General features: G+C 44.0%; 7 protein-coding genes. All 7 read left to right on the top strand.

The genetic code is table 11. From position 1 onward, the window contains the following. On the top strand, positions 1-612 hold a 612-nt coding region (locus VK541_RS01230; protein ID WP_414692596.1), incomplete at its 5' end, for a MutS-related protein. Between the two features lie 55 nt (positions 613-667). Then, positions 668-1,264: an RNA polymerase sigma-70 factor gene (locus tag VK541_RS01225; RefSeq protein WP_324366103.1), complete on the top strand. Its 597-nt coding sequence runs from the start codon at positions 668-670 to the stop codon at positions 1,262-1,264. Between the two features lie 308 nt (positions 1,265-1,572). Then, on the top strand, positions 1,573-2,889 hold the full coding sequence (locus VK541_RS01220) for a FecR family protein (protein WP_324366101.1): 1,317 nt from the start codon (positions 1,573-1,575) through the stop codon (positions 2,887-2,889). 184 nt (positions 2,890-3,073) lie between these two features. Further along, positions 3,074-6,637, top strand: coding sequence for a SusC/RagA family TonB-linked outer membrane protein (locus VK541_RS01215; RefSeq protein WP_324366099.1), 3,564 nt, complete (start codon positions 3,074-3,076; stop codon positions 6,635-6,637). Positions 6,638-6,647: 10 nt separating this feature from the next. After that, positions 6,648-8,054 carry a RagB/SusD family nutrient uptake outer membrane protein gene (locus tag VK541_RS01210; protein ID WP_324366097.1) on the top strand — a complete coding sequence of 469 codons (1,407 nt, stop codon included), beginning with the start codon at positions 6,648-6,650 and terminating at the stop codon, positions 8,052-8,054. Between the two features lie 12 nt (positions 8,055-8,066). Then, entirely contained in the window at positions 8,067-9,203 is a 1,137-nt protein-coding gene (locus VK541_RS01205; RefSeq protein ID WP_324366095.1) for a TlpA disulfide reductase family protein, read from the top strand. 20 nt (positions 9,204-9,223) lie between these two features. Next, on the top strand, positions 9,224-10,369 hold the full coding sequence (locus tag VK541_RS01200) for a TlpA disulfide reductase family protein (protein WP_324366093.1): 1,146 nt from the start codon (positions 9,224-9,226) through the stop codon (positions 10,367-10,369). The last annotated feature ends 37 nt before the right edge of the window (positions 10,370-10,406 follow it).

Below are 10,406 nucleotides of genomic sequence, written 5' to 3'. Positions count from 1 at the left end.
CGGCTGGCAAAAGGCATCGCCAATCCGGTTTCTATTCAGAAAGATCAAAACCTGATGTTCCTTACCGGGGCCAATATGGCGGGTAAGTCAACATTTATGAAGGCCTTCGGCATTGCTGTTTACCTGGCGCATATGGGCTTTCCGGTAGCGGCCAGGGATATGGTCTTTTCTGTTTTGGACGGGATTTATTCTTCCATTAATGTGGCTGATGATCTAAATATGGGGCACAGTCATTTTTATGCAGAAGTGCTCCGGGTAAAGCATGTTGCAGCCCAGGTGGCCGCTGGAAAAAATATGGTGGTGTTGTTTGATGAGCTGTTTAAAGGCACGAATGTAAAGGACGCCTATGATGGTACGTTATCTGTTACAGCTGCCTTTGCTAAGTACAGGAATTGTTTCTATATCGTTTCCACACATATTATTGAGGTGGGCGAGGCATTAAAACAGGAAGGATTACCTATTAATTTTGCTTACCTGCCTACAATTATGAACGGCAATGTGCCACGCTATACCTACCTTTTACAGGAGGGGATTACAACAGACCGCCAGGGAATGACAATCATTGAGAATGAGGGGATACTGGAAATGCTTAAAGATAAAATCGCTGACTAAAATTTTCTCACGGTTAACGTTGGTAGTGAAATAATGTATAAACTTGCCATAACTATTGTTAACTTTAATTCAGGGAAAATTTAACATCATGGCGGGTTACAGCACATATACCGATCAGGAACTTGTGGCTTTGTTAAGGCAGGGGGATAAACATGCGTTTAACGAGATTCATGACCGGTGTTTCGATGCGCTTTTCCGTTCTGCATATAATGTGCTTAGGGATAGGGATGCCTGTATGGATATTGTTCAGGAGGTTTTTGTCTGGTTTTGGGAGCACAAGGAGCGACACAAAATGAGTAGTATCAAGGGGTATCTGCTAATGGCGGTAAAATATCAGACGGCTAATTATATACGAAGTAGTAAGGTAAGAGAAAACTACCGTCTGGCCCATTTAGAAGAAAACTTTTCTATTAATGAAGAAAGTTTGGAATTGCAGGAGCTTCAGGCGATTATCAAAAGCTTTACAGAACAGTTGCCAAAGCATTGCCGTGAAGTGTTTAAGCTGAGCAGGCAGGAGCACATGAGTAATAAGGAAATCGCAGAAAAATTGGGGATATCTGAGAAAACCGTGTCAGTTCAAATTATGCGGGCACTGACCAAATTGCGCGGAGAACTTGGTAAAATGTATTTCTGGGTTAACTTCTTTATGTAGTAACTCATTTTTAAGGTTAATATGTCAGAAAGAGAAAGAAGAGAATTTTCAAGAGCGATCAGAAAATAACCTTTGCAAAGAAACGGTTGATCGGGGAGAAGCCAGTGCTATTGCACTCGAAATGGAAACTTCAAATGCCGTCTTGATTATAGACGATTTAAAAGGACGAAAAAATCCAAACCACCGACTTTAGGGTCTCATCATCTTTAGTAAATCTCGTACTTGAAAGAACTGGTGAATTAAAAATATTTTAATTCCTTGTAAGTATTGACCCTGCCTTAGGTTACTTACACATATAAAGGATAAAAATGACTAACGAAGAATTTATCATTCTTGCAGAAAAAGTAGCTGATGGGAGCGCAAGCATTTCAGAGGTCGCATTGTATAATGCGAGTTATGAAAGTTTTCAGCAGGATTCGCAGAGCCTGACAGCTGATGGCCTTGATTCAAAAGAGTTGAAAAAGGAATCGCTGGCCAGGTTCTGGAAAAACCGTGATGATTCAAAAAGAGTAGTTAAACTATGGCCACGGTTCCGGATCAAGTCCGGAATGACGGGCCTTGTCGCGGCGGCTGCGGTAGCAGCGATTGTGTTCGGGGTGTGGTTTTTTAATAGCGACACCGGGGTTCCCGAAGTAAATTCGGGACTGAACGTGGTAGCAAATGACATTGCGCCAGGTAAGAACGGTGCAACGATTACCTTGGCTAATGGTAGGGTGATTCAGTTGAGCGATGCGAAGAGTGGAGTGGTTGTAGGCGGAGGTTTGAAATACTCGGACGGTAGTGACGTTCGGTACTCCTCCGGGACTAGCTCTTCAGGTTCGCTGAAGGGCTCACAGAATAGCTCAGGCCCCGTCGGAGTACGCTCTCTTACTCCGTCCGAGTTGCAGGGCGCAGATGGGAAGGCGCAGATTCTAACGGCAAGCACAGCTAAAGGTCAGACGTACCGGTTTACGCTGCCGGATGGGACTAAGGTCTGGATGAACGCTGATTCAAAATTGGAGTTTCCTTCCAGTTTTAGTGTTGCTGGACAAAGATATGTAAAGCTTTCGGGTGAAGGTTATTTTGAAGTGGCAAAGGATAAAGCGCATCCGTTTATAGTAGCGACAGATAAGCAAGAGGTTGAAGTACTGGGTACGCACTTTAATATTAATAGTTATAATGATGAGGCAAGCGTTAAGACGACATTGCTGGAGGGTAGTGTGCGTGTAGCGCTCCTCTCTCCCTCCGGGGGAGATGGCGTAGCCAGAGGGGGTAGCGGGCCTGTTAACCCCCTCTCCCCGCAAGGGGGATCTCTCCCCGAGGGAGAGAGGAGTGTAGTGCTCAAACCTAATCAGCAGTCTGTCCTGACAGGCAATGTCATTAAAGTAAGGCAGGCGAACTTAGAAGAAGAAATGGCCTGGAAAAATGGTTATTTCATGTTTGAAAGTGAGGAGATCGGGCCCATTATGAGAAAGATTGCCCGCTGGTATAATCTGGAAATTGTATATGGTTCTGCTATTCCAACCGATAAATTCTGGGGAACGGTTAGCCGTTTTAGTAATGTCTCTCAGGTGCTTAAAAAATTGGAATTGACCGGTAAGGTCCATTTTAAAATCGAAGGAAGGAGGATAACTGTGAATAAATAGCTACGCATCAAAAAAAGCTGTTCAATAAAAAAGCCAGAAGTGCGACTAACACTCCTGACCTATAGCCAGCAGCAGTTTATAAAATTTCGTGTAATATCAACTTTAACCAACTAAGCAAATGTATAAAATTTATACCAGGAAACGGGGTATACCAAGATCCGTTTTCCAAAAAATCCTGCTCGTTATGCGACTAACCACCGTACTCCTGATAGCAACAATAATGCAGCTAAGCGCAGCAAGCCTGGCCCAAAAGGTTACGCTTACAGAAAAAAAAGCAAGCCTAAAATCCATATTCAGGGAAATAAGGAAACAAACCAGCTATGATTTTATCTGTACTGATGAATTGTTCCGGACAGCAAAACCGGTAGATATCCAGGTAAAAGCTACTGAATTGAATGATGTACTCAAACAACTATTTGAAGACCAGCCTTTGACTTATACCATTGACGAAAAGACAATTGTAGTAAAGGAGAAAGAGCCTTCCTTTCTTGAGCATCTTATTGCCCGTTTTACTGCTATTGATGTGCGCGGCAGGGTGCTTGACGAAACGGGCAACCCGCTGACCGGTGCTTCAGTTCGTTTGAAAGGCTCTGATAAATCAGCCCATACCAATGCCCGGGGAGAATTCAGCCTCGCCGGTGTACAGACAGGTGCTGTAGTTGTAGTGACTTATGTAGGATACCTCAACCGTGAGGTAACTGTAACGGACGGAAATGCGGGCAGTTTAGAGATCGTCATGAGTGTGGATGTAAGCAGCCTGTCGGAAGTAGCAGTTGTCTCGACAGGTTATCAGACGATTGCGAAAGAAAGAAGCGCAGGCTCTTTTACACAAGTGAATATGGAGGTAGTGGCCAATCGTACGACTTCAATGAACGTATTGCAGAGTCTGGATGGTCTTGTACCTGGTCTGGTGGTGAACAATGTACCTAACAGAAGTCAGATCTTGATCCGCGGCTTATCCACTACCGGTGGAACTACGGGTACAGGAACCACTTCGCAGCCATTATATGTTGTAGACGGGTTGGCTATGCCTAAAATTGATGGCGGTGATAATTTGCCCGACATGATTTTAGGGATTAATCCACAGGATATAGAAAGCATAACTGTGCTGAAAGATGCGACGGCAGCCTCTATCTGGGGTGCCCGTGCCAGCAATGGTGTAATCGTGATCAAGACCAAAAGCGGTAAACTGAATAGCAAACTGCGTGTGAATTACAGTGGTTTTGTCAATTTTCAGGGCAAACCTGACCTTGGTTATAACAACTTGCTGAGCCCCTCCCAATTCGTCGAAACCGGAAAAGAAATCTTCAATACCCCAGGATATCTACCCCAGTATCCGTATGCAACTGTATCTGCCTTAAATGGCGGCGGCATCACGCCTCTTGAATTGCTGCTGTATAATCCGAAAGGACGTACTGCAGAACAGCAGGCCTTTAGTCTCGACAGTCTTGCAGGTCTGGACAATCGCGGGCAGATCAAAGATTTGTTTTACAGGGATGCCCTGCTGAGCAACCATACCGCTTCTATATCTGGCGGAGGTGATAAATATGCATTTTATGCTTCGACCAGCTACACCAATCTAGTGAGCAATATTCCGGGAGAGAAAAACGAAAACATCAAGATCAATCTTCGTCAGGACCTGAAAGTAAACAAAAACCTGAGTTTCTATGTAATTAGTGATCTGTCAAACAACAACGGTTCTAAAAAGAGAAACCTTGAGATTGGAAGCGCCCCTGTAGATTACTTCTTTACTCCTTACCAGATGTTCCGCGATGTCAATGGCAGCAACCTGTCTATTCCTTTCATGACCAATATGTCGAATGAAATATTGGCGGATGCGCAGTCGCGCGGCCGTATTAGTCTGGACTACAATCCACTTGATGAATTTAACTATGGCAGTACCAAATCTGATGGGTTATTGGCCCGTTTGAACGGCGGAGTTAAATTGAATATCATCAAAGGCTTAACCTTTGATGGTACATACGGCTATATTAAAGGCAAGAACAAAATACGGGATATTGAAAGCCAGCAAAGCTATACACTGAGAAGAGAAGTTTTGACCTTTGCTGTAGCGGCCAATCCGACTATAGTTCCAAAATATTACCTGCCTGCCACCGGCAGCCGAATGACCACAATTAATGGCGATCAGCATAAATGGGACATCAGGAACCAGCTGACCTACGACAATACGTTTGGTAAGCATGAAATTACACTATTGGCGGGGCAGGAAGCACAGGAGCAATTTAACGCTGCTTTGCAGACCCGTATCCGGGGATTTGATGAGACCTTGCTAACTCCGGGGATTGCTGATTATGTAGCGATTGCTTCATTGGTTCAGGGTACGATATTGCCCAACTTAAGTACCATCGGAAGTTCGATGATCAACGATACTTTTTCAACCAATGAGACCACAACCCGTTTCACTTCATATTATGCGAATTTATCCTATACTTTCGACCGTAAATATGCATTGAACGGCAGCTGGCGTATTGACCAGAGTAACTTGTTTGGTAAAGATAAATCTGCGCAAAACAAGCCGATCTGGAGTGCAGGTGCCAGATGGAATATAAGCAATGAGGAATTCATGAAGCCGGTGAACTGGGTGCAAAACCTGGCTTTGCGACTGACCTATGGTCTGACAGGAAACTCTCCGGAAGTAGGTGTGGCTTCCTCCAGGGATATTACAAGACCTTCGGGCAGTCCATTTTTTCCGGGAAGTATTGGCATGTTGATCGTTACGCCGGGTAACCCTCAGTTGTCCTGGGAAAGTACAAAAACACTCAATGCCGGTTTGGATTTCTCTGTGCTGAATGGTCGGCTGTCCGCCGGTATTGATGTTTACCAGAAAAAGACTACTGACCTTTTAGGATTGATCTATCCGAACAGTTTAACGGGATTTCCTACCGGGATAGTTGGCAACCAAGGTGACATTACCAATAAGGGAATTGAAGTCGGCTTGTCATCAACCAATGTGAAGAGCAAGGATTTCAGCTGGTCGACCAACTGGAATTTTGCTCACAATAAGAGTATGGTAGACAAGATCACGGTAGCTACGATAGTGACTACAGGTGCCCAGCAAGTGGTGGCCAATGTGCGGGAAGGATATCCTGCTTACACCGTGTTTGCTTATAAATATGGCGGTTTGGATAATACAGGAGCACCTCAGGCAATATTGGCTGATGGCTCAGTTACAAAAGCAAGATTGGGGACTAAACCAGAGGACATCGTATATATGGGAACTATGCAGCCTGTGTGGAACGGTGGTTTGACGAACGACTTTCAGTATAAAGACTTCAGGTTATCAGCAAATATAATCTACAACATGGGTCATGTCATGAGAAGACAACGCAACCTTACTTACGGCGGTCAGCTCCGCAGAAATGTTTCTGCAGACTTCCTTGACCGGTGGAAAGTAACAGGAGACGAAACCAGAACCAATATACCGGGGTACATCACCAACTCAAATCCGAATTCGGTAGCAGGTACCTACAATACGGATTATTTCACCATGGGCGATGTAAACGTGGTAAGCGCCTCCTTTGTAAAACTGAGGGATATCACGTTGTTTTATGATCTTCCGAAGTTCCTGGTTAATAAGATCAAGGCTCAGGGCGTTACTTTCAGGGCACAGCTATCAAATGTGATGTTGTGGAAAGCCAACAAATATGGCATTGATCCTGAATTCCAGGGAGTGGTTGCGCCTTCAAATCAAAACACAGTGACTATCGGTGCTAATGTTTCATTTTAAAAAAAGACGGATGAAAAAGACATATAAATACACGAGAAACCTGGTACTGATTGCATTATTGGTTACAGTATTGGGTTCCTGCAAAAAATCATTTCTGGAGATACTGCCCAAAGGAAAGGTCATCGCTACTAAGACTGCAGATTTCGACCTGTTACTAAATCAATTGGACCTGATCAACATTCCTGCCAATAGCCAGGTGCTGCTGGGTGATGAAATCTCGTTCATCGAGCCAGGATGGACCGGGGCTGCCTATAAAGAAAAACAATTGTTTAAATGGGAAGGGGACCTTTATAACAGTGATGAAGATGCTACTGAAACGTTGATTCCAACACGGAACCTCTACATTTATAACAAGATCATCAATGAAGTAATGGATGCTACGCAAGGCAGTGAATTGACTAAAAAATCAATTCAGGCAGAAGCCTATGCAGGCCGGGCGTGGACTAATTTCCTGTTGATCCAATATTTTGGTAAGCCGTATAATGCCGCAACTGCTGCTGCGGATCCGGGATTTCCTTTAATTACAGCAGCGGATATCAATGCCAAAAACTTTACCAGGGCCAGCGTACAGCAAATTTATGACCAGATCATCAGTGACCTGACCATTGCCATTCCAAATATAACAAGTGATGGTGTACCTTTTCGCAGCAGGATGTCAAAAGCAGCTGCACAAGGTATTCTGGCCAAGGTGTATGTCTTTATGGGCAGACATGCAGAGGCCTTGCCATTGCTGGATGAATCTATCAAAAACCTCTCGAAATCGACAGTTGTGACGAATGTGGTGAATTATAATACCTCATTTCAGGGTTCTCCGACGACCGTAAACGACATTGAGAATGTATATTCTAAAAACATGACATATTCATATGCAGGGGCGGGCAACAGGTTAATCTGGCTAACGCCAGAAGTTGCGGCACTGTATGGTTCAACCGATACCCGTTTGAGCAAGCAATTCCTAAGTACTACGTTTCCGAACGGCCTCACGCTTTATAAAAGAACAATTACACTTTCCTACAATATCGGATTGAAGGTGGCGGAACTGTATTTGCTAAGAGCAGAGGTTAAAGCCAGGCTTGACGATTTGGCGGGAGCTGTTGCCGACCTGGTATATTTGCGCCAGAACCGTATGCCGGCAGCTGATGCCGTTGTTCCGGGAGCTGCTGCGGCTTCTAAAATACCATTGCTTCAGTTTGTAATGGAGGAGCGCATCCGGGAATTTGCGGTGACTGGTTACCGCTGGTTTGACATGCGCAGACTGTCTGTGGATCCGTTGTTTACTATGCCTGCCTATCAGCACAAGGTATATAATGCTGAAGGTGAGGTTTCAGAAACTTATACTTTTAAACCTGAGCGCTTTTTGTTCAAGTTTTCGCCGAAAGTAATGGCAGAGAATCCCATTCTGCAGAATAATCCTTAATCATAAATGATCATGAAGAAAATATTAATGTCAATTTTGACGCTGCTGCCTTTTATGGCAGCAGCTCAAAAAAACTATACTATATCCGGAAAATTACCTGCTGTAAAAGGGCAGGCCAAAGCTTACCTTGTTCTTTTAAAGAACGATGCGTGGAAGGAAATCGACTCTGCTGAAATTAAAGATGGCAAGTTCCAGTTTGCCGGAAGCGTAAATGAGCCTCAGAATGCTATTTTAGCCGTTAGGCACAATGGCGCAGCAGATTCAGGAAGGCAACGGGACACTCAGGGCTTTTTTATTGAGAACTCGAAGATTGCTATGGCCGGCACAGATTCGATTAGCAATGCAAATATTACTGGTTCGGTTGCCGATCAGGAAAGCCATGAAAGAGAGGCTATGATAAAACCGGTTACCGCCAAAATCATACAGTTACAAGATAAATATGGAAAGAAAAACTCAGATGGGACTTTTGTTTGGTCAGTAGAAGACCGTAAAAAGGCAGGAGACAGCGTCCAAATGCTCGTGGCCAAGAATAAGGACATTAGTTTGAAGTTTGCTGAGACGCACTTAAATTCTTTTATGGGCCTTTACACATTCAATATGTACGTACTGGATAATAAATTTGACCCGGCAGCTATGGAGCCATTGTTTAACCAGTTTTCTAACGAACTGAAATCTTCACCACTCGGTAAGCTGACGGTCGAAAAAATAGAGATTGGCAAAAGGCGGCAGACAGGTGCTAAAGCAACTGATTTTACACAGAAGGACTTGAATGATAAGCCATTCACCCTTTCTTCATTGAGAGGTAAATATGTGCTGGTAGATTTTTGGGCCAGCTGGTGTGTGCCTTGTAGGGCTGAGAACCCGAATGTGGTAAAGGCATATAACGAGCTAAAAGGCAAGAACTTTGAAATAGTTGGTGTATCGCTTGATTATCCGGGAGGTAAAGCTGCATGGGCCGGAGCTGTAGAAAAAGACGGCTTACCATGGATTCAGGTGAGTGATCTGAAAGGCTGGAAGAATGAAGTGGCTGTGATGTATGGCATTAATTCAGTACCTCAAAATCTACTGATCGATCCGAACGGAGTAATTATCGCAAAGAACCTGAGAGGTGAAGCGCTGACTGAAAAATTGAAGGAATTAATTAAGTAATCATTATTCAAACTAGTTATATGAACATAAAAATAATCATCGGAGCCCTTCTAATATTGCCTGCCAGCTTTTGTATGGCTCAGGACAAATTTGAGATAGCCGGAAAACTATCTAAAGCAGGTGCTGACAAGATGGTCATGCTGAGTTACAAAAACAGCGATGGAAAAGACGCAAAGGATAGTGCTGTAGTAAAGAACGGTAGGTTTGTGCTGAGTGGTACTACCGCTTTTGCAAATAAAGCTTATTTATCATTGGTTCCTTTGAAAAAAGATACCACGCAGAAGCGTGCCCAATCGGACTATAAAGAATTTTATCTGGAGAAGGGGAAGTACCAGGTTACGACAGCGGACAGTATGGTCAACGCGAGCATCACCGGGGGTCAGGCGCAGAAAGATTTTATGGAGTATACAGCTAAAACATCAGCTTTGCTGACCTATTTCAAGGATATCACCCAGCGCTTTACCAAAGTTTACTATGCTAAAGTAAAGGATACTGTGGCGATTAAAACAATCCAGGCAGAAGCCAGGCCGGTGCATGCTAAAATAGAAGCAGCCCTGGATTCTTTTATCTTTAGTCACCCGGACTCATATGTAGCGCTTGACCTCATCAGTGAGAATAAAACTATGGTGATCGACCCTGCAATTTTTGGCCGCTATTATGATCCGCTTAGCAAAAGGGTACTGGCAAGCTTTACCGGTCAGAGGCTGACAGCTAAGTATGACAAGGCAAAGCAGATAGCTGTGGGTAAAGTGGTAGATTTTACGCAGCCGGATGCTGAAGGAAAGGAATTTAAATTATCGTCTTTAAGAGGTAAATATGTATTGGTTGATTTCTGGGCCAGCTGGTGCGTGCCTTGTCGCGCGGAGAACCCGCATTTGCTAAAGGCTTATAACCAGCTAAAGGATAAAGGCTTTGAAATAGTTGGTGTTTCACTGGATGAAACTAAGGCAGCATGGCAGAATGCGGTTAAGCATGACGGCATGCCCTGGATCCAGGTGAGTGATTTGAAAGGTTTCAAAACAGATATTGCGGTGAAGTACGGCATTACCGCTATTCCTCAAAATTTTCTGATCAATCCTGAGGGAGTGATCGTAGCGAAGGACCTAAGGGGAGCAGATGTAAATGAGAAGATCTCTTCATTTATTAAAGACCCTGTAAAGCCGTAGAAACAAGGTGTTGTGCTGTTAAATTTTCCCGGTTTTA

Source organism: Pedobacter sp., from assembly GCF_035317785.1.
Taxonomy (GTDB): Bacteria; Bacteroidota; Bacteroidia; order Sphingobacteriales; family Sphingobacteriaceae; genus Pedobacter.
This window is presented reverse-complemented; position numbering and strand designations above follow the sequence as displayed.